This is a genomic window from Enterococcus sp. 3G6_DIV0642 (assembly GCF_002140635.1).
Classification (GTDB): domain Bacteria; phylum Bacillota; class Bacilli; order Lactobacillales; family Enterococcaceae; genus Enterococcus_D; species Enterococcus_D casseliflavus.
Genome location: NZ_NGLH01000001.1, coordinates 1,575,106 through 1,599,941, shown reverse-complemented (window position 1 = coordinate 1,599,941; position 24,836 = coordinate 1,575,106). Strand labels below are relative to the sequence as shown.

Below are 24,836 nucleotides of genomic sequence, written 5' to 3'. Positions count from 1 at the left end.
TTCGATTCTTGCCCATACTGCACATTTATAGCCATACAAACACTCATGCCCTTATAAAACGGATGGTTTTATAAGGGCATGAATTGGATTTTTTCATGGTTATTTCTTTTTCCCACCAAAAGCATCTTTCATTTTATCAAAAAATCCTTCTGGTTGTTGTTCGTTCGTTTCATGGCCACTGGCTTTTGCATAAGCCCGCAATGCCTCTTTTTGTTCCTCATTTAAGTTCTTAGGTGTGATCAGCTTCACTTTGACCTGTTGATCGCCATTGCCGCCTCCCCGTAAGCGAGGGGCTCCCTTACCGCGTAAGCGGAAGTTTGTGCCTGTTTGCGTACCAGCTGGAATTTTTAATTTCACATTCCCATGAACCGTTGGTACATTGACTTCGTCGCCTAAAGCAGCTTGGACAAAGTTTAACGGCAGTTCGTAATAAATTTCCGACCCATCACGGTCAAAAATATCACTTTCTTCCACTCGGAAAACAACGTACAGATCGCCATAAGGACCACCATTGGTGCCAGCTTCTCCTTGACCAGACAAGCGCATTTGTTGTCCATCTTCGACACCTGCAGGTACGTTGACTTTCACACTGTGTTTTTTCTTTTCATGGCCAGTACCATGACATGTTGTACATGGTTCTTTGATTTCTTTCCCAGTTCCATGACAAACATCACAAGTTTGACGGCTCATCACACGACCAAGCGGTGTTTGACGTTCAACATTGATGGTACCTGCACCATGACATTTATGACAGGTTTCTGGTGAAGTACCTGGTTTTGCCCCGTTCCCACCGCAGGTATGACAGGTTTCTTCACGATTGTATTGAACAGTTTTTTCCACTCCGAAAATCGCTTCTTCAAAGGAAAGATCAACCGCATATTGCAAGTCCGCTCCTTGTCGAGGTGCATTAGGATTGGCTGCTCTGCCGCCTCCACCACCGAAAAACGATTCGAAAATGTCTTCAAATCCACCAAAACCGCCACCGGAGAATCCGCCACTGTTAAAGCCGCCGAATCCACCGCCATAACCGCCTCCGTAGTTCGGATCGGTACCAGCATGACCATACTGGTCATAAGCAGCTCTTTTTTGGGAATCACTTAATATTTCATAGGCCTCAGAAATCTCTTTAAACTTTGCTTCTGCATCAGGTTCTTTATTGATGTCTGGATGATATTGTTTTGAAAGCTTACGATAAGCTTTTTTGATTTCGTCATCCGAAGCCCCTTTTTGTAGACCTAAGACCTCATAATAATCTCTTTTGTCTGCCATTGGCTTCCCTCCACTCTATTCTTGCGTCTCTCGTATTTTAGCATATAATTCGCTCTAGAAAAATACGTTTCGCAAATTCATAAGAAAAAGCCAAAGCGGTGACTTTGGCTTTTTCACAAACAGCGATTATTTATCGTCACCGTCTACTTCTTCAAAGTCGGCGTCAACCACATCGTCTGCGCCGCCTTGTGCAGCTTCTGGATTTTCTTGTGCTTGTTGTTGTGCTGCTTGTTCGTATAATTTAACAGTTAAGTTTTGTACGATTTCATTCAAAGCATCACGTTTCGTTTTCATTTCTTCTAAGTTGTTTGCTTCAAGTGCAGCTTTCAACTCATCACGAGCTTCTTCCGCTTTTTTGACTTCGTCTGCATCCACTTTGCCTTCAAGCTCTTTCAATGTTTTATCAACAGTGAACAACAAAGCATCGACGTCATTGCGTAGATCAACTTCTTCTTTGCGTTGTTTGTCGGCTTCAGCGTTTGCTTCAGCATCTTTTACCATGCGTTCGATTTCTTCATCTGATAAACCTGAAGATGATTTGATCGTGATTTTTTGTTCTTTTTGTGTACCTAAATCTTTTGCAGAAACATTGACGATCCCATTTTTATCGATATCAAATGTTACTTCGATTTGAGGGATGCCACGAGGTGCTGGTGGAATATCCGTCAATTGGAATCTACCTAATGTTTTGTTGTCAGCTGCCATTGGGCGTTCTCCTTGCAAGACATGGATATCAACGGCTGGTTGATTGTCTGCTGCAGTTGAGAAGACTTGTGATTTACTTGTAGGGATCGTTGTGTTACGATCGATCAGTTTTGTGAAGACGGCACCCATTGTTTCGATACCTAATGATAATGGTGTAACGTCTAGTAAGACGACATCTTTCACATCACCAGTGATCACGCCACCTTGGATCGCAGCACCCATCGCTACCACTTCATCTGGGTTTACTGATTTGTTTGGTTCTTTATTGGTTTCTTTACGTACAGCATCAACAACAGCTGGAATACGTGTTGAACCACCAACTAAGATCACTTCATCGATTTCTGATTGTGATAAGCCAGCATCTTTCAAAGCTTGGCGTACTGGAATTTTTGTGCGTTCTACTAAATCTGCTGTCAATTCATCGAATTTCGCACGAGTCAAGGTCATTTCCAAGTGCAATGGACCAGCATCACCAGCTGTGATAAATGGTAAGCTGATTTGAGTACTTGTTACACCTGACAAGTCTTTTTTCGCTTTTTCAGCAGCGTCTTTCAAACGTTGCAAGGCCATTTTGTCTTTTCCAAGATCAATGCCGTTTTCTTTTTTGAATTCTGCTACCATGTGATCGATGATTTTGTTATCAAAGTCATCCCCACCTAGGTTGTTGTCCCCAGCAGTTGATAATACGTCAAAGACGCCATCCCCTAATTCAAGGATCGATACGTCGAAAGTACCGCCACCTAAGTCAAAGACTAGGATTTTTTCATCTTTATCTGTTTTATCTAACCCATAAGCTAAAGCTGCGGCAGTTGGTTCGTTGACGATCCGTTCTACTTCAAGACCGGCAATTTTACCAGCATCTTTGGTTGCTTGACGTTGTGCGTCGTTGAAATATGCAGGAACAGTGATGACTGCTTTTTCAACTTTTTCACCTAAATAGTCTTCAGCAAATCCTTTGATGTATTGAAGAACCATTGCGGAAACTTCTTGTGGTGTATAGGATTTGCCTTCAACTTCTACTTTGTATCCAGCTTCACCCATATGGCGTTTAATAGAAGAAATCGTATTCGGGTTTGTTACTGCTTGGCGTTTTGCAACTTCCCCTACTTGGATCTCACCGTTTTTGAATGAGACAACAGAAGGTGTGGTACGGTTTCCTTCTGGATTTGTAATGATTTTTGCTTCGCCGCCTTCAAGGACAGCAACAGCTGAGTTTGTTGTTCCTAAGTCGATACCGATAATTTTACTCATAAGTAATACACTCCCTTTTTTAATTTAAACATCTACTTATAGATAGAAAGAACTATTGTGCAACGATGACCATGCTTGCACGCAAGACACGATCATGCAATTTATACCCTTTTTGCAAGACAGTAACGATTGTGTCTGCCGGTGTTTCATCAGAGGCGGGTACAGTCTGCACCGCTTGATGCAAGTTCGGATCGAACATTGCACCTTCAGCAGGAATCTCTTCGATTCCCTCTTCTTTTAAGGCTTGACGCAGACTTTCAAGAACCATTTCAACGCCTTTTTTCAAATTCGCAGCTTGGTCTTGATCGACATCTGCTGCCATCGCTCGTTCCAAATTGTCGATTGCTGGCAACAGTTTTTTGCCAAGATCTTGCGAGCGGTATTTTTGTAAAAGTTCCCGCTCGTTGCGGTTACGTGAAGTGATATTTGCGATCTCTGCACGAGCACGCAGGAATTGATCTTCCAATTCGTTATTCTTTTCTTGCAAAAGTTCCAATTCGCTTTTTTCCACTGCTTCTTCCTCTGGTTGAGGAGTCTGTGCTTCAGTTTCAGTTGATTCATTTGAAGATTCAGTTGTTTCTGCGGTTTCTTCAGCAGTTTTATCTAATTCTTCATCTAAACGCTCTTCTTTTTCCGTCACGTTTCAACCATCCCTTCTACGATTTGTTTCATTGCCGCTTATTCATTGGCAGCGTCTAATGCGCGATAATAATCGGCCAATTTTTTTGCTAACTCGCCTCGAAAAACTTCCATCAATCCAAACATCCGTGAATACGGCATACTTGATGGACCTAATAAAGCGATCGTTCCTTGTCCATGACCTTCGATTTCATAGCTGGCTTGGATCAAACTCATATTTTGTAACAAGTCGTTGCCAAGCTCAGAGCCGATTCTGATTTGAATCGCAGAATCTCTTGGCGCCAGCAGCTGTGTCAGCTGATCTGCGTTTTTCATAAATGAATACATCGATTTGAACTGACTAACATCTTGCGTCGGTTCAAAATCCAGAAGATTCATTCGCCCGCCGACGAAGATTTTTTCTTCAAAAATATGGCTCAGCATCGTATCAAAGAGATCAACGATTCCGTCAGTCGTTTGAAAATACTTATGCAGAATCATAGGAATCTCGGTTCTTAATCGATGGTAGACCGTCATTAGAGGTTCACCGATCAATTTGTCGTTGATGATCCTTACCATTTTTTCCAAATCTTCGCTGCTCATCGATTCAGGAAGAGTAAAGACTTGATTTTCGACATTCCCTTTATCCGTCACGATGATCGCGATGATCTGTCGTGCATTCAAAGGGACGATACGAAAGCCCGTCAATTTCCTTTCCTTCATATCTGGCCCGAGAGACAACGCTGTATAGCTAGTCAAGTTGGACAAGATCGTGGCAGACTGCTGGATGATTTCATTGATTTCATGAAAATCTTTTCCAAAAGAATGACGAATGGTTTGAATTTCGTTTTGGTCAACTTCAGATGGCTTCAATAAGTGATCAACGTAATAGCGATACCCTTTTATTGATGGCACACGCCCTGAAGATGAATGTGTCTTTAACAGAAGTCCAGCTTCTTCCAGCGCCTTCATCTCATTACGAATGGTGGCAGAGCTAGCTTCAACCCCATCTTCCATCAATCGCTTCGAGCCCGTGGGCTGACCAGTATTCGTATAGTTTTGGATGATGAGGTGTAAAATCATTTGTTGTCTAGGTGTCAACATTTTATCCACTCCTCCGTTAGCACTCATTCCTATTAAGTGCTAACACGATTATAAATATACCATATTTGCTAGGAATGTCAAGTATTTGCATCACTTTTTTAGCACTCTTTCTAAGAGAGTGCTAAAAAAAGAAATCAAAAAAAGAAGCAGCGCGAAATGGCTACTTCTCTTCCTTGTTCTTTCTTATTTTTCTCCATCCAAGAGAAATGCTTCAAACACTTCGTTGCCAATGAACATCCCAGCTTTCGTTAAAAAGACACGATCACCTTGACTAGCCAACCAGCCTTTTTGAATCAACTGTTCGCTAGTTGAACCATAGATTTCCTGAAAAGACTTCCCGAATTTTTCTGCAAAGCGTATTTTTGAAATGCCAGCCTTTTTACGAAGGCCTAAAAACAGTTCCTCTTCCATTTGATTACTGGTTGTCAATTCTTCGGTTTCATGGATTGGCAATTGATTTTCCTGTAATGGTTTCAAATAATGCTGGATTGGACCTTTGTTCTTGTAGCGGGTCTGTCCAAGATACCCGCTGGCGCCTGCCCCAAAGCCAAAATAATGTTCATTGTTCCAATACACTAGATTATGCAAGGACTCATATCCTGGTCGTGCAAAATTACTGATTTCATATTGATTCAAGCCAGCTTTTGTCATCGCGGCGATCGCCTCATCAAACATCTGCGTTTCAGCTTCTTGAGAAGGCAGCGCCATTCTCCCTTGGCGAACCCAGTTCATAAACATGGTTTTGTTTTCTAAAATCAAGGAATACATCGCATAGTGAGGCAACCCGAGATCAATCGCTCGCGTCAGTGTATCACGGAAGCTTTCTATGCTTTGTCCCGGAAGTGCATAAATCAAATCGATCGTCACATTCTGAAAATCATGTTTTTCCAGCAGCTGAATGGTTGAATAAACATCTTCAGCGGTATGCTTGCGGCCAATTTTTTTAAGCAAGCGATTATCAAAGGTTTGGACCCCCATCGACAAGCGAGTGACTTGATGGTTTTTCAAAACCAGCATTTTTTCTTCACTCAAATCACCAGGATTTGCTTCCACGGTAAACTCTTTGGTTGTGTGGGTCGGCAGCAATTCATGCACACCTGAAAGCAATCGATCCAGCTGGTTCGCCGAAAGCGACGTTGGCGTCCCGCCGCCGATATAAATTGTTTCCGCCTCATTGATAGGCTGACGCAAGAGGGTCAGCTCAATTTCTTTTAGTAACGCTTCGATGTACTCATCCACTGGCTGCCCTTCTAAAAAAACTTTGTTGAAGTCACAGTAATAGCAGATATGTTCACAGAATGGTATATGTATATACGCAGAAATATTTTGCGCGCTTTTTGTAGATGGATCGTTTATTGTTTGACCTTCAGGCATTCCTAAGTGATTCTCCTCTACCTTCTTTTTACTCCCATCGCTGAGAGCATCGGCACTCATTGTAGCATAGTTCTTAGAATTCTCCTATCACTTGGACTATTTTGGGCAAGAAAAAACACCACTTCCAAGAAGTGATGTCTTCAAATAGTCATAGCAAAAATTAAGAGCACTACTCTTATTAAGTACGGTAAAATACCGCTTTTGTTCTTATCCCACCCAGAAAAAAATCTGTTTGTTACAAGAACTAACACTTCCCCCAAACTGTTAGCGCCACAATAGATAAGCTGTTGCTGACGGCTTACTTAACAAGAGCAGGACTCTTATTCTTGAAAGACAATTGCTTGTCTTATCTGACTTAAGTATACCTTTTTAAAAAAATTAAGTCCTATCATCTTTTTCACCAGTCTATGAAAACGATGAGAATTATCCCCTTGGCGACCGTTATAGAATGTGCAGCAAAATATCGATCAGATAGCGGATCAACCGATACGCAATAAATAAGAAGAAAATATTTCCCAGCAAGAATTGAAAAACATTGCCGATCGCTCCCTTAAAGGAGCGAAAGCTGAAATAACGCGACCAACGATTGAACCCGTTTTGGCGATTTCGTTTCAAACGATACGCTTCATCATACTTCATTTCCAAGAGGTCATAGTAAAAAATCATCAAGGGTTGTTGCACAAAGAAAACTTTTTTATAGCCTGCCATCAACGTGTACTGCTTATTATTGGAAGGGAAGTTGCGATTGCCGTTTTTCTTCACGCGCATCGTTGTTCCATCGTTCATTGGGAACGCATAATGATCCTCGAATTCTGTCAGTTGATGAATTTGCGGCACCTGATTTTCTTCTTCAAAAGCACGTACGACCTCACTCGCTTTCTGAGAAAGTGAAACCAGCCACGCCATCATCCCTAGCAAAATACCTAGCAAGATGATATTTAAAAGCAAACTTTCTTTTAACAAAAATAAATAACCTAAGATAATCAAAATCGCCACACCTAGGGCAATCATTCTTCTACGGAAATAACTGCGATACATCAATTCAAAAGAGCGCCGATAATAGGCAAAATCTTCTTTTACAAAATTCATTTTTTCCACATCTTTCTGCGTTTAGGTTGCTGATAATGTATCAAAGATCCTTTTGAAAGTCAATTTACCGAAAAAGTTTCAGCGTCTGATTTGTTTCAAACAAGAAAACGTTTTATAATGGAAGATGTAACAAAAAAAAGCGATGAAAGTAGGTTGAGATACGTGATATTACAAGAAACATTTACCTTGCAGAACAAACTGACGATTCCTAAGATTGGCCTTGGAACCTGGCAATCTTCTCCAGAAGATGCTTACAACGCCACAAAATTTGCCATTCAAAACGGTTATCGACATGTCGATACAGCGGCAGCTTACAAAAACGAAGAAGCGGTTGGGAAAGCTGTGCGCGATTCAGGCGTTGCCCGCGAAGAAATTTTTGTTACCACGAAAGTACCTGCTGAGTTGAAGACCTATCAAGAAGCGGTTGATAGCATTGATGCTTCTCTAAAAAAACTTGACTTAGGGTATATCGATTTGATTTTGATCCACGCTCCTCGTCCTTGGAAAATCATGGGAAACAATCCAGAAAACAAAGATTTTTATCTTGAAAACATCGATGTTTGGAAAGCACTAGAAGAAGCCTACTTAAGTGGGAAAGTAAAATCAATTGGTGTTTCCAACTTCGATCAAAAAGATTTACAGAATATTTTTGATCATTGCGATGTGAAACCGATGGTCAACCAGTTTGTTTACCATATTGGACGCACAAATGAAGAGTTATTGGCATTTTGTAAAGACCACGAAATTTTAGTGGAAGGCTATTCTCCAATCGCCACCGGTCGTTTACTCGATAACGATGCAGTGAAGACGATTGCGGAAGCTTATGGAAAATCTATTCCACAACTTTCAATTCGTTACTTGCTACAAAAAGACATTCTGCCATTGCCAAAATCCGTTCATGAAGAATACATTTCTGACAATGCCAAAGTTGACTTTGAAATTTCTGAAGAAGATATGAAGAAATTGGATGCGTTGCAAGCTTAAGAATGCTTGCGTTTAATTAAAAAAAGCAGTCCGATCAAGTCCAGTAAATGCTGGTCATGGATCGGGCTGCTTATTTTGTTCTAAAACTCTGTTTAGAAAAACAACCGTTTCTTAGTTTGTCAAAGCTGGAATCTTCTTATGTTAGTTGCTCAAAGGTACCCCACTCTTTTACTTCTTGTTTTTCTACCATCGTTCTGCCTTTCGCTAGAACCGTTTCTACTACTAATGTTTCTTTGTTCAGCAAGCAAATATCAGCATCCATCCCTGCTGCAAGACGTCCCTTTTGATCAAGCTTCAATACTTTCGCTGGATTAGAAGTGATTGCTCGAATGGCGATCTCCAATGGAATCTGCTCTTTTTGGACTGCTTCTTTAATGCCTACCATCAAGGCTCGCGAACTACCGACACCCAGACCTATGAATTGATTGTTTTCATCAAAGTACGGGAGGCTGCCTTGCCCATCAGAGGTCATGGTAAATTGATCCAGCCCGATCCCTTCTGCTAACAAACGCTTCAATCCTTTACTGAAGCGAACCTCATCGTCTTCTTTTTCCCAGAAATCAGGATCCTCACTCGCTGTAAAATCAATCGTTCCACCCATTTTTGCAAAAGCAATACTTGCTTCGAAAAGCTCGCTGGTCCGATTGGCATGTGTCGGTAAAAATTGGCTGATTGGAATCTCTGTTTCTTCGATGGTTCGTAAAAGCAGTTCATATTTTCTCTTTCCTCCACCTAAGTGGACGTTTACGATGCCTGCTTTTCCAGAAAGCATCCCACCAACACGGGCATCCGCCACCGCGCGGGTAAATTCTTCGAAACTCGGTTGTGAAGAACGATGGTCAGAAACGGCAATTTCACCGATACCAATGATTTTGTCAATAGTCAAAAAATCTTGAATGATAGAATCGGTGACCGGAGTCAATGGCAATCGATAAGAACCGTCATACAAGTACGTCGTGATGCCTTCTGCCTCTAGTCCACGGGCCTTACTGATCAAGGCAGTCATATCTCTGCCTACTCCGTCAGTACCCAAACACCCAACCACTGTCGTTACCCCCGCAGAGGTCAGCTGAGACAATTTCACTTCTGGTGTCCGGTTCTGAAAGCCGCCTTCCCCGCCACCTCCTAAGATATGAAAGTGGCAGTCAATAAAGCCGGGAACAGCAAGTAACCCTGTGCCATCGATTTCTTCAAGAGGAACCACTGAGAATCCTCCTTCGATCGAATCTTCAATAGCAATAATCTTGTCTTCGCTTAAAAGAATATCTTTTTTTCCTAAATAGTCAGGCGCATAAACCTCCGCTTGTCGTATCACCTTCATGAGTGCTTCCTCCTCGTGTCTGATTGCTTCTTATTGCAAGCCGATCGCGACTGCAATAAAGATGAAGATCGTTCCTAATACAAATAAGAACCCTTGCATTTTGATCTGGAATCTCGCCCATTTCACCCATTCGATTCTTGCGACACCTAGCACACCGATCAGACTTGCCGATACTGGAGTGAAGGCATCCATGAAGCCTGAGCCTAATTGATAAGCCAATACAGCGATCTGTCTTGAAACACCTAAAAGATCAGCTAATGGCGCCATGATCGGCATGGTCAATGCAGCCTGACCTGAATTGGAGGTCACGATCAAATTGAAGAAGCTTTGGAAAATGTACATGAACCATGCCCCAATAAATGCTGGAACATTGCTTAACAAACCACCGATGCTGTGCAAAATCGTATTCAAGGCTGACGGCACGTTGGCATCAGAACCGCCGAGAACCAGAAGAATCCCTTTGGCCATCCCTACAACGATTGCAGTTCCCGCTAATTCTGAGGCCCCTGATTGAAAGGCACTCGCCACATCATTCAAGCCCATATTTTCTAATTTGAAAAGAACCGCTATGATTCCTGCCCCTAAGCCCATAACAAAGAATTGAGAAGCGATCTCGGGAATATAATAGCCTTTTTGTGTCACACCCCATACGATCCAGATCAAGACCGCCAGCATTTCAACCAAGATCAATTTATGACCTAATAAAAATGGTTTTTGCTCACTGGAGGTTTTTTCAAGATGATTTCGAAAATACGCATCTGATTGATACGTGAGCGATTTCTCAGGATTCTTGCGAATTCTTTCGGCATAGATCATGAGGTATCCTGCGGATAATGCGGTAACCACGACCCACATGATGATTCGGAACGTTGCGCCTGAAAGAACGGGAATACCTGCGATCCCTTGAGCCACTGCCACACTAAATGGACTCATCCACGAGGTGGCATTCCCAATCTGGGAGGCGACATAGGTGACAGTGACCGCCACGATCGAGTCATACCCTAATGCGATCACGAAAGGCACCATGACCATCGAAAACGGAATGACTTCTTCTGCCATCCCAAAAGTAGCACCACCAAATGAAAAAGCAAAGAACAACAGCGGCAATGCCAAACGTTCTAATCCACGGGTTTTGCTGATAAATGCAAAGATCCCCGCATCGATCGCTCCCGTTTGCATGATAATACCAAATGCACCACCGACCACTAAAATCAGTGATGCAATCCCTACTGCTGAGCCGTATTTGTCGCCAGAAACCAACCCTTCAAAAACAAAATTTAAAAAGCCGAAACCGCCAAAGTCATCGGTTCCCCAAACCTTGGCTGTTTTATGCAGTTTTTCTGAAGTATCATAAATCTTTTCGCCATAAAGGCTGTAAAGGGTGTCATCCGTTAGCCCGACCTCATCTAATTGACTCTGGGACAACTCTTTAGGCCCTTCAGCTAGAACAGCTGCTAAAGCCTCAGGATCGACATCTAATTCTTCCAGCTCTTGTGGATCGTCTTCCAATTGATTCAACTGTTGATAGACGTATTCGTTATCTAACGGGTAGGCATAACGAAACGAATCTTGCATCAAGACCGTTCTGGTACTTATGTCCCCATTTGCATCGGTATACTCGATTTCTTGTGTACTAAATTTCCCAGCAGGAACTAAGAAAGTCAGCAACCATGCCAACAGCACGACCCCAAAAATGATGACATACGTATGCGGCGTTTTCATTTTGGTTAAATCTTTCTTTTCTTTCCCCTTTTTCGCTTTTTTTCCAATTGTCACTTTTTCTCTCCCTTTCCCTTTGCAGCGTACTGCATAAATTATCATTTTAGCCTATTTTTTAGTATATCGAAAAAACGTTTTTTCCTCATGGGGAAAGCATTAGAATTCAAATAAACTACGTTATAAAAAGAGAGAAAAAGAAAAAGTGAAAAGAAGCCAGAAACGCTTCTTTTCACTACGAATGACTAGTTTTCTTCAGAAAGCCCATCAAAATAAGCTTCAGTGTCTCGTTCATCTTGCTTTAATTGCTCGATCAACGCTTGTGCGCCATTGAAAGCGACTTGATCACGTAAGAAATGATGCCAACGGATCGCCACGGTTTCACCATAGATATCTTGGTGAAAATCGAGAATATAAATCTCTACTGTTAACTGGCGACCTTGACCAAACGTATCATTGTGACCAATCGATCCCATCGATGGATACCACTTGTCACCAACTTTGATTTCCGTCACATAGACGCCTTCTTTTGGCAACCGAACGGTGCTCTTCACTTTGATATTTGCGGTTGGAAACCCAAGTTCTCGTCCTCTAGCATCACCGTGAACGACGGTTCCTTCAAATTCATAAATATACCCTAACAAGCGATTGACTTGCGCCATATCACCATTTTGTAGTGCAGAGCGAATGCGTGTGGAGCTGACCTTTTCCTCATGAAACGATTCTTGCGCGACAGTCACGACTTCAAAACGTCCTTCTGCATAGGATGGCAAAAGCGCCATGTTGGCCATCTCTTTCTTGCCATAGGTATAGTCAAAACCTGCAACAACAACTTTTGCATGCAGTCCGATCATGTATTCATCTACAAATACTTGCGGTGCCAAATTTGCAAAAGCAGAAGTAAATTCAATGATATAAAGAATATCTACCCCAAGTTGTTCCATGTGCGCTTCTTTTTGCGGCAAACTGGTCAGGTATTGCATTTTTTCAGGATCAACCTTTTGAAAAACGATCGAGGGATGCTGATTAAAGGTCATCAACGCCAATTTTAACCCTTTCTCCTCTGCAATCTTTCGTCCTGTTTCAATGACTTTTTGATGACCTAAATGCACGCCATCGAAAAAGCCTAAAACTAAGACGATCTCCTCATCAGGAATCGCTGCGTGATCATAAGGGTGTCTTATTTCAATGATTTCCATATTCATTCTCCTATTTCTGTACGGATGACTTTTACCGGTTTCATCATATCCTGGTATTTGTCATGAGCTTTATAGATACTGATCAATTGTTCTCGATAAAAAATCGCCACTAATTCCTCTGGGCGCTTTGGTAATCCAAACGCGCTGAAGGGCAAACGCATGCCATTTTTTACTTTCTGCCAGAGGTCTGCATCGATCGTTACTTGAAGAAATTCTGATACCCCGTATTCTAAAGGTAGTAGTAGTTCCGAAACACGTTGTTCATCGACTGCCTTTTGCACCTCTGCAATCGTGTAGGATTGTTCTTTTGAAAAACCACCGCTTTTTAGGCGAGTCAAATCAGACATATGCGCGGGTACACCCAGCAATTTCCCTGTGTCGACCGCTAACGTGCGAACATAAGTCCCTTTTCCACAAGAAACTTCAAAACGCCAGCTTTGCGTATTGTCCTCATGAATAATCGGCTCTGAAATTCGTTCAAAGGAATAAATTTCTGCTTTGCGCTGTGGCCGCTCGACACTTTCATTGTTACGAGCATATTCGTAAAGTCGTTTGCCATTGACTTTGACCGCCGAATACATCGGCGGGATCTGGGTAATCGTCCCCGTCAACTGTTTCATTGCCTGATCGATCTCTTCCTTCGTAAAAGGACGAGTTAGTGCTTGTTGTTCAACGATATCCCCCGACCGATCTTCTGTAGTGGTACTGAAGCCCAAAGTGATTTCCCCGGTGTAGACTTTTCCAGAATCAACCAAGTATTCGACGATCTTCGTTCCTTTTCCGATACAAATGGGCAAGACACCATCCACGTCAGGATCTAGTGTGCCGCTGTGTCCGATTTTTTTTGTCTTTAATATTTTTCGTAATTTAAACACGCAGTCGTGACTTGTTTGTCCACGCTCTTTCCATAATGGTAAAATCCCGTCCATCGTATTCCTCCATTTCACTTCAACTTGCTTATTATAACATATAAAAAAAATTCATTGCACGACAAAATCCTTTTCGCTCTTTCTCATTACATGATAAACTAAGCATATAAGGAGGTCCTAAAATGGTTGTTTTAACGATAGGGTCATTTATTGGATTTGCCATTTTTTTGATCATGATTCAGCTCGGCACGATGCAGCGTTGGGAAGAAGCGTTTGCTTTGCAGATCATCCAAAGCCGTACGCCCTCTTTGACGCGCATGATGCACTTTTTTACCAATTTAGGAAAAGCCTTTCCGACAGTTGCGATCGCTTTACTGTTGTTTGCCTTTCCATCATCGCGGGCGGATCTTGCACCAAAAACAGCAGTCAGTATCTTCATAGTATCAGCAGCTGCTTACTTGATCAAACGAATCGTCCGACGAGATCGTCCTATTGATCATCGTTTAGTTGAAGAAAAAGATCACAGCTTTCCTAGTGCCCATGCTGCCACATCCGCTGCCATGTACGGAACGATCGCCTTGAATCTTGGACAATTGGTTCCCTCAGCAGTCCTTCCGATGACTCTGCTGGCAGTTTTGTTAAGCTTTATGATCGGCTTTAGCAGAGTCTACTTAGGGATCCATTTTTTAACAGATGTGATCGGAGGCTGGCTCTTGGGGACAGGTGTTGCTGGACTGGTAACTTTACTGATGAATACCTGATGCTCTTTTCAAATAAAAAAGAACAGCTTCGATTGGAAGCTGCTCTTTTTTTTATTCTTCTGAGTGCAATGCGCGAATCATTTCATCAATTTTATTCCCGTATTGTACTGATTCATCCAATTCGAATTGGATTTCTGGAACTTTATAGAGCGTTAACGCTTGACCTAATTCACGACGAACCAAGCCAGTTGCTTTTTCCAGTCCTGCTTGGGCTTTTTGCTTATCTGAAGCTAAGTCCGTTAGGGTGCTGTAAAAGATCGTTGCTTGCTGTAAATCTCCAGTTACTCGTACATCTGTGATCGTCACATCTTGCACGCGAGGATCACGAACTTTTTTACGAAGAATTTGATTGACTTCTTTTAAGATTTCTTGCGCCACTCGGCGATCTCGATAGTTAGCCATTCAAAAAGCCTCCTTGTATAGTTGTCATTCCGTTATTTTGTCGGTACTTCTTCCATGACATAGCCTTCGATCACGTCATCAACTTTAAGATCGTTGAATTTCTCGATCATCGCGCCACATTCAAACCCTAGCTTCACTTCTTTGACATCATCTTTGAAGCGTTTCAAGCTGGCAAGTTTTCCTTCATAGATAACGATGCCGTCACGGATCACGCGGACGCCACTGTCACGGCGAATACTGCCTTCCGTTACGTAGCAACCTGCGATCGTGCCCACTTTAGATACTTTGTATGTTTCACGAACGATCATTTGACCAGTGATTTTTTCTTCGAATTCAGGATCAAGCATCCCTTTCATCGCGGTTTCGATTTCTTCGATCGCTTTGTAGATGATGCGATGCAAACGAATATCGACTTTTTCCGCTTCCGCTTGCTGTTTGGCTTGCGGTGTTGGACGGACGTTAAATCCGATGATGATGGCATTACTTGCTGCTGCTAGCGTTACATCACTTTCATTGATTGCACCAACGGCTGAATGGACGATGTTCACTCGCACACCTTCAACATCGATTTTCTTCAATGAAGCAGCTAATGCTTCAGCTGAACCTTGTACGTCTGCTTTGATGATGACATTTACTTCTTTCAGTTCGCCTTCTTTTAGACTTTCAAACAAGTTATCCAATGTCACACGACTGCTTGATGCGCGTTGCTCCATCAAGGCACGTTTTGCACGTTCTTCACCTGCTGCCCGAGCCGTTTTTTCATCTTCAAAGGTAACGAAACGGTCACCTGCTTGAGGGACATCGTTCAATCCTGTGATTTCGACTGGCGTTGCAGGTCCAGCTGCTTTATCACGACGACCTAAATCATTCGTCATCACGCGGACACGACCGAAAGTGTTCCCTACAACGATTGGATCACCAACATGAAGAGTTCCTTGTTGTACCAATAGTGTTGCTACAGGACCTTTGCCTTTATCAAGGCGCGCTTCAATAACGGTACCGATCGCTCGTTGGGTAGGATCAGCTTTCAAATCTTCGACTTCTGCTACTAAGAGGATCATTTCAAGCAATTCTTCAATGTTTTGCCCAAATTTCGCTGAGATTTCAACGAAGATCGTATCCCCACCCCAAGCTTCTGGGATCAACTCATGTTCACTTAATTCTTGCATCACATGTTGAGGGTTAGCACCTGGTTTATCGATTTTGTTAACTGCAACGATGATTGGCACTTTTGCTGCTTTCGCATGGTTGATCGCTTCCACCGTTTGCGGCATGACACCATCATCAGCTGCGACAACTAAAATCGTAATATCAGTGATACTTGCTCCCCGTGCACGCATACTGGTGAACGCCGCGTGTCCAGGAGTATCTAAGAAAGTGATTGGTTTGCCATTGATGTCGATTTGGTAAGCCCCAATATGCTGCGTGATTCCTCCAGCTTCACCACTTGTTACGCGTGAATGACGTAATGTATCAAGCAATGTTGTTTTCCCGTGGTCAACGTGACCCATGATGGTAACAACAGGTGGTCGTGATACTAAATTCTCTTCAATTTGTTCTTCTGCTTCGAAGAATTTATCGATATCTGCGATATCCACTTGAACTTTTTCTTGTGGTTCGATTCCGTAATCGGTAGCAAGCAGTTCAATCGTATCTTTATCTAAAGGTTGGTTTTGATTGACCATAACCCCCATCATAAAGAGCTTCTTGATGATCTCTGCTGGTTCACGGTAGATTTTTTTCGCGATATCCGCTACGTTCATGCCTTCTGTATATTCCAATACTTCTGGCAGTTCACGGAATTTACGTGCTGGAACTGGCGGTTTCTTTTCCGTCTGCTGACGGCCTTTTTTCCCTTTTTTGTTAAATTTATTGCGATTGTTGTTGTTGAAATTGTTATTGCGTCCACCGTAATTTGACTTGCCGCGGTTTTGATTTCCTCCACGGGAATCATTCGAGCCTTGCGTACGGTTGTTGTTGCGGTCTGCCCCTTGCGTATTTCCAGAAGATTGAGCGGCTGGACGGTTTTGTTGCCCTTGATTGTTCGGACGATTTTGTTGTCCTTGGTTGTTTGGACGGTTTTGCTGTCCTTGGTTATTCGGACGATTTTGTTGCCCTTGGTTGTTTGGACGGTTTTGCTGTCCTTGATTGTTTGGACGGTTTTGTTGCCCTTGGTTGTTTGGGCGATTTTGTTGCCCTTGGTTATTCGGACGGTTTTGCTGTCCTTGATTGTTCGGACGATTTTGTTGTCCTTGGTTGTTTGGGCGATTTTGTTGCCCTTGATTATTCGGACGGTTTTGTTGTCCTTGGTTTGTTGGGCGGTTTTGTTGCCCTTGATTGTTACGATTCTCTTGGTTATTCACTCGATTATGACTTCCTTGGTTATTTGGTCTGTTACTTCCTTGACTGTTCGTGCGCTCTACTTGTCCTTGACCAGCAGGACGGTTATTGCTTTGCGTAGTTCGCTGTTGACTTTGATTGTTATGACGGTTTTGGAAGTTAGGATTATTTCTTTGCGTTTTAAATTTCTTTTGTTCTTGTTTTTCCGGCTGGTTGGCTGGTTTCTGATTTGCGGGATTTGAGTTTGCAGATGTTTTACCATTTGGATTGCCGCCTAATGACTGCTGCAATTTCTGCGCCTCTCCATCTGAGATCGCGCCCATATGATTTTTGACATCAAAGCCTAAAGATTGTGCTTTTTCAACAACCTCTTTGCTCGATTTGTTCCATTCTTTTGCAAGTTCATAAATTCTTTTTTTCCCCATGCAATCACCTTCCTAACCTAATATTAATTCCTGCACCTTCCTTGCAAATCCTTGATCTAAGATGCCAATGACCATTCTTGGTTTCCCAATGGCCGCACTGATTTCATCAGCAGAAAATGCATCTAGGAGCGGAATTTCGTAATAAGAACTTTTGTCCTTAATTTTCTTTTGTGTATTTTTACCAGCATCACTGGCGACAATGACCAAAGCAGCTTTCTCATTGCGAATCTCTTTTAAGGTCATTTCTTCACCAGTCACTAATTTCCCAGCACGCATGGCTAGTCCTAACATATTTAATGCTTTGGTTTTATTCATTTGCAAATAACTCTTTTCGCGCTTTTTGGTGCGTTACATAGTCCAATAGTTCTTGGTAAAATTCATCTGTTAATTTCGTTTCCAGCACCCGATCCAAGATCCGCTTATCCCATGCTTTCTGGGCTTCAGCCGGTTCGATCGCTATATAAGCTCCTCGACCGGGCATTTTTCCTGTTGGATCGATGGAAACAACGCCTTCTTTTGAACGAGTGATACGAAGCATTTCTTTCTTAGGCAGCATTTCGCCTGAAATCACTGATTTTCGTAAAGGAATTTTTCGTTTTTTCATCACGATCTCACCTCAACTATTTTTCGTCAAACTCAACATTTTCATAATCATCCGCAGTCATATCTGATGAAAGGATCGCTTCATCAACTGTTTCTGCAGATTCTGTTGCTTCTGTGCTGCTTTCTTCAGCAGCTTCTGAAGCAGTTGCATCATACTCATCGATATAGTCGCCTTCATCCAGCTTCGCATAAAACTCTTCCATATCTGTTTCTGATTTGATATCGATTTTGAAGCCAGTCAATTTGGCTGCTAGACGAGCATTTTGTCCGCGTTTACCGATCGCCAATGATAATTGGTAATCAGGAACGACAACAGTACATGCTTTCGGATTATCAACGTCGAAAATAACGTCGCTGACTTCTGCTGGATTCAACGCATTGGCGATGAAGATCGCTGGATCTTCATTCCATTCCACGATGTCCATGTTTTCGCCTTTTAGTTCATTGACGATCGCTTGAACCCGTTGACCTTTAGGACCAACACAAGTGCCGACTGGATCGACGTTGGCATCAAAGGAACGAACAGCGACTTTGGCACGATCCCCTGCTTCACGAGCAATACTTACGATCTCTACAGTACCATCATATACTTCTGGCACTTCTTGTTCAAATAATCGGCGTAGCAAATCTGGATGGCTACGGCTAACGAATACTTGAGGGCCTTTCGAAGTATTTTCAACACGAGAAACGAATACTTTGATCCGATCATGGGGTTGATAAAACTCATTTGGCATTTGGTCTTGTTTTGAAAGCACGGCTTCAATTTTGCCTAAGTTTACATAGATATAACGATTGTCTTGGCGTTCAACGATTCCTTGCAGAATGTCTTTTTCGTACGCGCTAAATTCGTTATAGATAATGTTTCTTTCTGCTTCACGGACCCGTTGCAAAATGACTTGTTTTGCCGTTTGCGCCGCAATACGACCAAAGTCTTTAGGCGTTACTTCAAAACGGATTTTGTCGCCGATTTCATAAGCGGGATTGATTGTCATCGCTTCTTTTAATGAAACCTCTAGTTGCGAGTCCATGACTTCTTCTGTCACTTCTTTGACTGCATAGACGTGGATGTTGCCTTTTTTCTGATCAAATTCAACTTCCACATTTTGTGCTTGCCCGTAATGACGTTTGTAGGCTGAAACCAATGCCGCTTCCAAGGCATCGATGACAATCTCTTTTGAAATGCCTTTCTCTGCTTCTAATGCATCCAATGCATTCAACATTTCTTTACTCATGATTCTTTCATTCCTCCGTGTTTAAAATTGAATGGCTAAACGAGCTTTGGCAATATTTTTCCGGTCGATCGTTCGTTCTTTTTCTCTGGTTTTGATTCGGGTCTTAATAACTAGCTGATTTTCGTCGAATGACTGTAAAAAGCCTTCGAACTGTTTTTCTCCATCAATCGGTTGATATAAAGAAACATGAATGTACTCGCCGACTGCCCGTTGATAATCTGCTTCTTTCTTCAATGGACGCTCGGCGCCAGGGGAAGAAACTTCCAAGAAATAGGCCTGTGGAATAGGATCAGGTTCGCATTGGTCTAATTGTTCACTAAGTTGTTCACTGACAAAGGCACATTCCTCGATATCGATTCCGCCTTCTTTATCGATGAACACACGAAGAAACCAATTTTTCCCTTCCTTCACGAATTCTACTTCAACTAATTCAAATTTTTGCGCATCCAGAATAGGGGTCACTATATCTGTAACAGTTTCCACTACCGTACTCACAACATCGCCTCCTTTATTTCTCAACGAAACGAACTTCATTCCATTAAAAAGAGTGAGCGAAAAAACCGCTCACTCACTCTAAGTATCATTACATTGTAAATATAACACAATTTTCATAAAGATTCAACTACTGTCGCATGTTCCCTTCGCTTTCAGAAAAAAACAAAGCATTTTCTTAAAGATTTTTAATGCTTGGGTGAATGGCTGTTAGTGAATCACTTGACCAATCCGGCGTAGTAGTTGTGGGTAAATGCTCTCTGGATCAAAGTCCATTGGCGCGTCATGTGGGAAATGAAGCCAGAGCCGACCACCATAAACCACTAGTACTGAAAGTGTCAAGGTCAGCCACAGGTTGTGACTGTGGTAAAGTTTGCTGATTTTCGGATTTTTTTTGAACAAAACGATTCCGAATACGATCGGCACTAACCAAAACAAGGGATGAAAATGCAGCGCACCTTCAAGATCACCCTGAAATAAGTGCAAGTAGGCGCGCGTCATGCCACAACCTGGACAAGGAAACCCCGTTAACCATTTAAACGGACAAATCAATAATCGACCCAATCATCTGAATCAGACGAATCGTTTGATGTAGCAGATGACATCATGGCATTTTGATCAGCTGCTTCCCACATTTGATTCATATCACCTTGTAAAATCGCCATGTTGATGAAATCAAAAGCAAAAAGGCTCAAGACGACAAAAAGGATTTTGTTGTCACTCAGACGAGGCATATTCGCTCGTTGTTGTGCACTCATAAAGATATCCGCAATTCGGTACCACCAATAAATTTGGTACAATCCGCAAGTAAGGATCGTGAGTAAAATCGACGTTTCTGGCGAAAGACGATTATCCCCGCTGTACTCTGCTAGCTCTTTGGTTGTTTGGTACATCCAAAAGAATGTATAAATGCCACAAGTAATAAATGTTAATAAAATGACCGATACAACCGATTTCTTTCTAACTCCGTAATTATAATTCATCACAAACTCCTTCTAGTTTATTCCTTTTTATCACTTACTAATTATACACGATTTTATTCACAAAAACAAAAAAAATCTAATTATTTTATTTTATATAGATTAAAAAAGGTAAATAGCACCTACTGAAAGCAGGTGCCTATACTATAAAATCATTCGTTTTCTTTGAACCAAAAGCTATGCTCGACTATAATTTTTCACTTCAGCAGCCATTGCATCAACAAACAAACTCAATTCTTCGACTTGGGTCTCCTTGCTGCCGTAGCGACGGATATTGACTGTCGCATCATTGACTTCTTGATCCCCAACAACAATTTGGTAAGGAATTTTTTGGGTTTGTGATGCACGGATCTTATACCCCATTTTTTCGTTGCGGTCATCCACTTCCACTCGCAGTCCTTGCGCTTGCAGGCGTTCTTTGATTTCGTAAGCATAGTCGCTGTGGGCTTCGACTGAGACCGGAATGATCGATGCTTGGATTGGTGCCAACCAAGTCGGGAATGCCCCTTTATAGACTTCTGTCAGGTAAGCCACAAAACGTTCCATCGTTGAAACGATTCCGCGGTGGATCACCACTGGACGGTGATTGTTTTCGCCATCTTCACCAACATATGTTAGATCAAACCGTTCAGGCAATAAGAAATCCAATTGGATCGTTGACAAGGTTTCTTCCATACCTAAAGCTGTTTTCACTTGGACATCTAGTTTAGGTCCGTAGAAAGCTGCTTCACCGTCAGCTTCAAAATAATCCAATTCTAATTCATCCATGGCCGCTTTTAGCATTGTTTGCGCATTTTCCCACATCGCATCGTCATCAAAATATTTGTCTTTGTTTTGTGGATCGCGATAACTTAAACGGAAACGATAGTCAGTAATATTAAAGTCTTCGTAAACGCCCACCATAAGATCCAGTGTCCGTTTGAATTCTTCTTTGATTTGATCAGGACGAACAAATGTATGACCATCATTTAAGGTCATTTCCCGAACCCGTTGCAATCCAGATAATGCCCCTGATTTTTCATAGCGGTGCATCATGCCTAATTCAGCGATCCGAATAGGTAGCTCACGATACGAATGAATGTCATTTTTATAAACCATCATATGATGCGGACAGTTCATTGGTCGCAATACTAACATTTCCCCATCCCCCATATCCATTGGCGGGAACATGTCTTCATGGTAATGATCCCAGTGCCCTGAGGTTTTGTATAGATCCACGTTTGCCATGATTGGTGTATACACATGTTGGTACCCTAAGCTGATTTCTTTGTCCACGATATACCGTTCGATCGTACGACGGATCGTAGCTCCTTTTGGCAGCCAGAAAGGCAAACCAGCGCCGACTTCAGGTGATAACATGAACAATTCTAATTCTTTTCCTAATTTGCGATGATCGCGTTCTTTTGCTTCTTCCCGTAAACGGATAAATTCCTTCAAGTCTTTTTTATCGAAAAAGGCTGTTCCGTATACCCGTTGCATCATTTGATTATCAGAACTTCCACGCCAATAGGCTCCGGCTACTGATAACAATTTGTACACTTGGATACGACCTGTCGATGGGACATGAGGGCCGCGGCATAAGTCAACAAATTCACCTTGCTGATAGGCAGTAATCGTTTCATCATCTGGTAATTCAGTGATCAACTCTACTTTGTATGGATCTTCGGCAAAAAGGGTCAACGCTTCTTCTTTTGTTAACACGCGGCGTTCGATTGGCAGATTTTCTTTGATGATCTTCATCATCTCTGCTTCGATTGCTGGTAGATCTTCTGCAGTTACTGGGTTTTCCCCATTGTCTGTGTCATAGTAAAAACCAGAATCAATTGCAGGTCCTACCCCAAAATGGATCGATGGATAGAGTCTGCGCATGGCTTGAGCCATTAAATGAGCTGTCGAATGACGAAGTAAGCCTAAGGCGTCTTCATGATCGGGTGTCACGATCTCAATCGTTGCATCTTCTTCGATCGGACGTGAAAGATCGATCAGTTGTCCATTGACTTTTCCAGCTAAGGCTTTCTTTGCAAGACTTTTCGAGATACTTTCAGCAATCTCTTTGGTTGTTACCCCAACAGCAAATTCTTTTTTTGCGCCATCAGGAAATGTAATAAATAATGACATATGAATGTCCTCCTTTGATGATTTCAATCAATAAAAAAAGTCCTAGTATCGGTTACGATACTAGGACGATCACTCGTGGTTCCACCTATTCTTCAAAAACAGAAAAAGTCTGTTTTCCTCTTCATGAGATAACGGTTCAACCGCCTCCGTTTCAACAGAGGTCTTAAAAAAGTGGTCATCCTTTGGTTTTCTTCTAGGAAATTTTCAGCCAAGATTTCCCTCTCTTATCGAAGACTCTCAAATTCAGGTGTCTTTTTTATTGATCGATTATGGCTCAATTAAACCACTCTCTTGATAAAAAAGCAAGAGAATTATTTCCAATCGCCATTCACAGCATAGGTTCCTTGCTTCATTTCATTGATGATAACGTGGATATGCTCTTTAGGGGCGCCTGTATTTTTATGGACCGCCTCAGTGATTTCTTTCATCATATTCGTCAGTTGCTCTTGCGAACGTCCTTCAACTAGTTCGACATGGATAAATGGCATACGACTTCCTCCTTTGTTTGCTTTTGATTATACACCTTTTTCAAAAAGACAAAAACTATTACCTTGGTTTCCAAAGAAAACCATGACTTTATTCTTCCTGATAAACGACACAAAACTTTTCGCAAACACACAGCATTTGATCGTGAAAAGACAACCCCGCTGAGGCATAAGCTCGTCGAAAAAAAGCTTCATGAACACGGCGCCAATAAGCCAAAGTGCGATCTCCTTCCCCTTCTAAAAAGGCAAAATCTGCTGTCACCTCATCAAAAGGCACGATCGACACTGACTCTAAGTAAAGAACAGCTTTTGGTACATCCGACCCATTTAAAAGGACACTATAGGTTCCTGATTGCGGCAATGCTTCTTGCTCGATTTCATAGAGCGCAGCGGCAGATGTCGTTGCCGTCTTTTTGCCAGCTAAAACCAGTGCTGCCAGTTCATCGGCCATTTGTGGTGTATCACCAAAGGACCAAGCATCTTCATAGGTCAAAGGAGATTGATTTCTTGGATTTGCTTTTAAAAACCGCTGCCAAAACGCCTGAATCTGACAGTCTTTTATTTTTGAATCTCTGGTTTCATCTGCCAATTTTTTTCACTCCAATACTTCGTATATGTTTGGACATTCTCAGCTTCTTGCCAATCATAGGCCAGCCCTAATTTCTCGCTGATGTTCTTTGCTTGGCCATCAAAACGTTTTTGCATCTTCAAGAGGGACTGACCGCAGGCAGTGATCGTGGAAAAATCAAGCAATGAGGTCAATTCCCGCCACTCCTTTTCCGTTAGAAACGACTGTAGGTATTTATGATTTTTCCCTGTACTCACCTGAAATTGCTGAGCTTGGGCAACGAACAAATCTTCAATCCATAACAATTCTTGCCAACAAATAGTGTATAAATGATCCGCAGCATAAATCAGCTGCTTTCGAAGCAGCCCTTTCACGACATACGTGCTTACCCACCAAAATTCGTTGCAGTGTTCCTGAAAAGCGGCTTGGGTCGGGCGCTTGATCCAGTAATGCGAATGATTTGCTTGATTAGCAAAACTTAGTATTTGGTCTGGATCAAGCAGCGGATGCAAGCCTGGTTCGTTAGCCAGACGATCGACCAGTGCAAGAGGACATAGCATGAGATCGATTCTTACTCCGTCTAAAAAATGCATCAAGTACGTAAAACACCCGCCCAAACTTGGCGGATAGATGGTGCTAGCTTCCGGTGTTTGCCTGATCATGATCGGTCCAAAGGCTTCTAACCATGAAGGATCATCGACCAAGGGCTGAATATCATTCATTACGTAAACCACATCAAAGTCTTGTAAAAAATCTTTTGGCGCCTGTGGATCGGTCCGTGAACCAGATAAACCGATGGCACGTGCCCCAACACGTTGCCCCACAGACAGGATCAATTGGTGCAATTCTGCTTCTTCCCTCACCGTCTCCACCTCTTTTTCGTTTCGTTTTTGAACACCTAAGCTCTTTTTATAAATATTAGCATAGTTTC

The 24,836-nt window shown here is 42.3% G+C and carries 24 protein-coding genes; 2 read left to right on the top strand and 22 right to left on the bottom strand.

All coding sequences use genetic code 11. The features are described 5' to 3' along the window. Positions 1–99: 99 nt before the first annotated feature. The 6 genes from dnaJ to A5878_RS07605 all read right to left on the bottom strand — a co-directional run bounded on the left by dnaJ (position 100) and on the right by A5878_RS07605 (position 7,410). On the bottom strand, positions 100–1,269 hold the full coding sequence (gene dnaJ, locus A5878_RS07630) for a molecular chaperone DnaJ (protein WP_005225937.1): 1,170 nt from the start codon (positions 1,267–1,269) through the stop codon (positions 100–102). Between the two features lie 126 nt (positions 1,270–1,395). Further along, positions 1,396–3,225, bottom strand: a complete 1,830-nt coding sequence (dnaK, locus tag A5878_RS07625; protein ID WP_005225936.1) for a molecular chaperone DnaK — start codon at positions 3,223–3,225, stop codon at positions 1,396–1,398. A gap of 52 nt (positions 3,226–3,277) precedes the next feature. Next, positions 3,278–3,865, bottom strand: a complete 588-nt coding sequence (gene grpE / locus A5878_RS07620) for a nucleotide exchange factor GrpE (RefSeq protein WP_005225935.1) — start codon at positions 3,863–3,865, stop codon at positions 3,278–3,280. A 38-nt stretch (positions 3,866–3,903) separates the two neighbouring features. Then, a complete protein-coding gene (gene hrcA / locus A5878_RS07615; RefSeq protein WP_005225934.1) occupies positions 3,904–4,947 on the bottom strand; it encodes a heat-inducible transcriptional repressor HrcA in 1,044 nt (347 codons plus the stop codon). Between the two features lie 183 nt (positions 4,948–5,130). Further along, positions 5,131–6,321: a radical SAM family heme chaperone HemW gene (hemW, locus tag A5878_RS07610; protein WP_086295222.1), complete on the bottom strand. Its 1,191-nt coding sequence runs from the start codon at positions 6,319–6,321 to the stop codon at positions 5,131–5,133. A gap of 441 nt (positions 6,322–6,762) precedes the next feature. Next, positions 6,763–7,410: a hypothetical protein gene (locus tag A5878_RS07605; RefSeq protein ID WP_086295220.1), complete on the bottom strand. Its 648-nt coding sequence runs from the start codon at positions 7,408–7,410 to the stop codon at positions 6,763–6,765. A 117-nt stretch (positions 7,411–7,527) separates the two neighbouring features. On the opposite strand from A5878_RS07605, the gene A5878_RS07600 reads away from it, so the two are divergent. Further along, entirely contained in the window at positions 7,528–8,394 is an 867-nt protein-coding gene (locus tag A5878_RS07600; protein ID WP_050759602.1) for an aldo/keto reductase, read from the top strand. A 136-nt stretch (positions 8,395–8,530) separates the two neighbouring features. Here A5878_RS07600 and iadA read toward each other — a convergent pair whose 3' ends face one another. From iadA to truB, 4 genes are all read right to left on the bottom strand, one after another. Continuing rightward, complete coding sequence (iadA, locus tag A5878_RS07595; RefSeq protein ID WP_086295218.1) at positions 8,531–9,715, bottom strand: beta-aspartyl-peptidase; 1,185 nt, start codon at positions 9,713–9,715, stop codon at positions 8,531–8,533. A gap of 30 nt (positions 9,716–9,745) precedes the next feature. Continuing rightward, positions 9,746–11,437, bottom strand: coding sequence for a putative basic amino acid antiporter YfcC (yfcC, locus tag A5878_RS07590; protein ID WP_179190659.1), 1,692 nt, complete (start codon positions 11,435–11,437; stop codon positions 9,746–9,748). A gap of 239 nt (positions 11,438–11,676) precedes the next feature. Further along, positions 11,677–12,630 carry a riboflavin biosynthesis protein RibF gene (gene ribF / locus A5878_RS07585; RefSeq protein WP_179190636.1) on the bottom strand — a complete coding sequence of 318 codons (954 nt, stop codon included), beginning with the start codon at positions 12,628–12,630 and terminating at the stop codon, positions 11,677–11,679. Between the two features lie 2 nt (positions 12,631–12,632). Beyond that, positions 12,633–13,559, bottom strand: coding sequence for a tRNA pseudouridine(55) synthase TruB (gene truB, locus A5878_RS07580; protein WP_086295210.1), 927 nt, complete (start codon positions 13,557–13,559; stop codon positions 12,633–12,635). A gap of 122 nt (positions 13,560–13,681) precedes the next feature. Between truB and A5878_RS07575 the strand changes: the two genes are divergently transcribed. Next, entirely contained in the window at positions 13,682–14,260 is a 579-nt protein-coding gene (locus tag A5878_RS07575; RefSeq protein ID WP_086295208.1) for a phosphatase PAP2 family protein, read from the top strand. A 51-nt stretch (positions 14,261–14,311) separates the two neighbouring features. Here the strand turns inward: A5878_RS07575 and rbfA are convergent, their stop codons facing one another. From rbfA to A5878_RS07510, 12 genes are all read right to left on the bottom strand, one after another. Next, positions 14,312–14,662 (bottom strand): 30S ribosome-binding factor RbfA, encoded by a 351-nt coding sequence (gene rbfA / locus A5878_RS07570; protein WP_005225925.1) that lies wholly within the window; start codon positions 14,660–14,662, stop codon positions 14,312–14,314. Between the two features lie 32 nt (positions 14,663–14,694). Continuing rightward, complete coding sequence (gene infB, locus A5878_RS07565) at positions 14,695–17,427, bottom strand: translation initiation factor IF-2 (protein ID WP_086295206.1); 2,733 nt, start codon at positions 17,425–17,427, stop codon at positions 14,695–14,697. 12 nt (positions 17,428–17,439) lie between these two features. Next, entirely contained in the window at positions 17,440–17,742 is a 303-nt protein-coding gene (locus A5878_RS07560; protein ID WP_015509584.1) for a YlxQ-related RNA-binding protein, read from the bottom strand. Further along, positions 17,735–18,031, bottom strand: coding sequence for an RNase P modulator RnpM (rnpM, locus tag A5878_RS07555; protein WP_005225922.1), 297 nt, complete (start codon positions 18,029–18,031; stop codon positions 17,735–17,737). Before rnpM ends, A5878_RS07560 begins: the two co-directional genes overlap by 8 nt. A gap of 16 nt (positions 18,032–18,047) precedes the next feature. Next, entirely contained in the window at positions 18,048–19,262 is a 1,215-nt protein-coding gene (nusA, locus tag A5878_RS07550; protein WP_060792086.1) for a transcription termination factor NusA, read from the bottom strand. Between the two features lie 21 nt (positions 19,263–19,283). Next, entirely contained in the window at positions 19,284–19,757 is a 474-nt protein-coding gene (rimP, locus tag A5878_RS07545; RefSeq protein WP_005225920.1) for a ribosome maturation factor RimP, read from the bottom strand. 207 nt (positions 19,758–19,964) lie between these two features. Next, positions 19,965–20,306, bottom strand: coding sequence for a DUF2752 domain-containing protein (locus A5878_RS07540; protein ID WP_256925774.1), 342 nt, complete (start codon positions 20,304–20,306; stop codon positions 19,965–19,967). Beyond that, positions 20,303–20,737 carry a DUF4234 domain-containing protein gene (locus tag A5878_RS07535; protein ID WP_034857985.1) on the bottom strand — a complete coding sequence of 145 codons (435 nt, stop codon included), beginning with the start codon at positions 20,735–20,737 and terminating at the stop codon, positions 20,303–20,305. Before A5878_RS07535 ends, A5878_RS07540 begins: the two co-directional genes overlap by 4 nt. A gap of 174 nt (positions 20,738–20,911) precedes the next feature. Next, positions 20,912–22,852 carry a threonine--tRNA ligase gene (gene thrS, locus A5878_RS07530; protein ID WP_086295204.1) on the bottom strand — a complete coding sequence of 647 codons (1,941 nt, stop codon included), beginning with the start codon at positions 22,850–22,852 and terminating at the stop codon, positions 20,912–20,914. 311 nt (positions 22,853–23,163) lie between these two features. Next, positions 23,164–23,340, bottom strand: coding sequence for a 2-hydroxymuconate tautomerase (locus tag A5878_RS07520; protein WP_005225916.1), 177 nt, complete (start codon positions 23,338–23,340; stop codon positions 23,164–23,166). A gap of 88 nt (positions 23,341–23,428) precedes the next feature. Then, positions 23,429–23,926 (bottom strand): ASCH domain-containing protein, encoded by a 498-nt coding sequence (locus tag A5878_RS07515; protein ID WP_086295202.1) that lies wholly within the window; start codon positions 23,924–23,926, stop codon positions 23,429–23,431. After that, a complete protein-coding gene (locus tag A5878_RS07510) occupies positions 23,896–24,768 on the bottom strand; it encodes an aminoglycoside 6-adenylyltransferase (RefSeq protein ID WP_086295200.1) in 873 nt (290 codons plus the stop codon). The genes A5878_RS07515 and A5878_RS07510 overlap by 31 nt, the downstream gene beginning before the upstream one ends. Positions 24,769–24,836 lie beyond the last annotated feature (68 nt).